This is a genomic window from Parendozoicomonas callyspongiae (assembly GCF_023502345.1).
Lineage (GTDB): Bacteria > Pseudomonadota > Gammaproteobacteria > Pseudomonadales > Endozoicomonadaceae > Sansalvadorimonas > Sansalvadorimonas callyspongiae.
In genome coordinates, this window is sequence record NZ_JAMFLX010000084.1 from 1 (window position 1) to 1237 (window position 1237).

Sequence of the window (1237 nt, forward strand, 5' to 3'; positions counted from 1 at the left end):
ACTCACAAGAAGAACCATACAAGTGCATGGTTTGGACGCCGCAAGCGGCGCCCAACATGCTGGCGTTAGGCATCCAAACTACATGTCAATAATGAAAGAGTATAACTCTTCGTTAAGAGAGGCATATTAGATATGCGTTTAAGTTTATTCTTTGATTCATACTCTTCTTCCCGGTTATTGGGGTTATTAAGCGTGTTAAAAGGAAGTCCATAAAGAGTCATATCTTTGGTGTCTACAACTACAGCTATGGGACGATCCGTGGTATCACCGACAAACATCTGCTTTATGGGAACGCCTTTTGAAGATAAAAAATTCATTAAGCTTAAAAAACCGTTTTCAATACCTAAATATTCATATGTTCCACCTACAATATGACACTCAAGCCCTTTCATTTGTTGATCATCACAAAACTTAAAAATTTCTGATAAACTTTCAGGTGTAAAATCGAAAGTTGTAAAGTGCCCAAGCAGCACTTTATTTTGATATTTATCAAAAAGAGTGACACAAATGCAGGGGCCAAGACCTGTAGTAAATATGTATCGTGGAGAGCCATCTGTGAACCCCAACTCACCCATATTTACTCTTAACATAGATGTATCAAGATCGCTTAATGCTTGAGGGTTATACAAAGGAGTAATGAATTTTGTTTCAAGAGCTATCTCTTGTCCATCTAAAGTATGGGCGTAGGCCTCAGGAGCATCCTTAAACTCTAAAATTAATTGATTATTTCTATCGCCTGCCAGAACGATAGGGATAAGCCTTTCAGCTTTGATTAAACTAGGGATATCAGTGCCTTCTAAGAGCTTTTCAATTAAATCATGATATTGACAAGTTTTAAAATAGTTATCCTGATATTCGCAAAATTCTTTAGTTACATTGAAAACGATACTCTCTTGATTGATGTCAATAATCGTTCCAGCTTTTTGTAAAACAATATCTTTAATTCCTTTAAATATATGGCTTCTACAATGAGCAAGAGAGGAATGTCTTCTTAACCTTATTGGTGTTTGCTGATAATCACTAACTCGTTGTGAACTAGAGGAGGCTGCTGATGCCACACTGCTCACAGTACAACCTTGGTTTATTACCTGTTGGTTATCTGGAGAATTTGCTATAGAAGTAAACGGGCAGTTCCCATCTAAGCCTACTTTTGAGTCCATAATTTAATTCCTTAATTCCTTAATTCCTTAGTTTCTTAATTTCGATATTAGTTCACTATTATTAACACCTCTGCAAG

The 1237-nt window shown here is 36.4% G+C and carries 1 protein-coding gene; it reads right to left on the reverse strand.

Translation table 11 applies throughout. From position 1 onward, the window contains the following. Positions 1-65: 65 nt before the first annotated feature. On the reverse strand, positions 66-1160 hold the full coding sequence (locus M3P05_RS20355; RefSeq protein ID WP_249701965.1) for a hypothetical protein: 1095 nt from the start codon (positions 1158-1160) through the stop codon (positions 66-68). Positions 1161-1237 lie beyond the last annotated feature (77 nt).